General features: G+C 37.0%; 1 protein-coding gene. It reads right to left on the reverse strand.

What is annotated here, in order from left to right:
* Nucleotides 1-72 precede the first annotated feature (72 nt).
* Nucleotides 73-555: a glycoside hydrolase N-terminal domain-containing protein gene (locus PVE40_RS12850; RefSeq protein ID WP_274732320.1), complete on the reverse strand. Its 483-nt coding sequence runs from the start codon at nt 553-555 to the stop codon at nt 73-75.
* Nucleotides 556-690: the final 135 nt, after the last annotated feature.

Genomic DNA, 690 nt, shown 5'->3' on the forward strand with positions numbered 1-690 from the left:
GTGTCGGATAACAATATGAAAAACAAGGACGGGACAAGGTTTAGAGAGCATATTAGAAAAACTATGAATTATTCAGGATTCATTTTGATTATTAATAAAAGTTTTGCTTAAAAAAGTCTGATCCTTTTCATCATCAAAGGTATTAATGATTACACCCTTCTTAAAATCTGTCATACGCCGATACGAATCACCTTTAATCATCGTATCGTTATACATCCAATCGATTTGTAATAGGGGATGGATGGGATCACTCATCGTTAAACCAGGATAACCTAACTCTGTTGCTTTCTCTTCGAAATAAATAATAGCTGTTTCATACCCATCGTCTTGGATGCGCTTACGAAATTCTGGTAAGAATGGCGCCAAATCAGGGGCCGTGTCCATTGGGTTTCCCTTTAGAAAGAAATCAGGGGCATTCAAAATCAAATGTTGCTGCAGAGGTTCACCGAATAGCATAGCGCCTACGTTTCCATTACCCACCACAAATGCCTCTTCCCATCTCTTTGCATGTTGGTTACTCCAGACACCCCATTCTGGAAAATAGAAATCTCTCATTTAATTATCTCCCTCATGTTTATAAATAAAATTACCCACTTTCATTTTACTTATTAAGCGTAAATTTCAAGTTTAAGTTAGCCACTACAGGTAACTCATTTGTTTGATACCGTAACTGCCTCGTTATTCTAAATC

This window comes from Jeotgalibaca caeni, from assembly GCF_028863945.1.
GTDB classification, from domain to species: domain Bacteria; phylum Bacillota; class Bacilli; order Lactobacillales; family Aerococcaceae; genus Jeotgalibaca; species Jeotgalibaca caeni.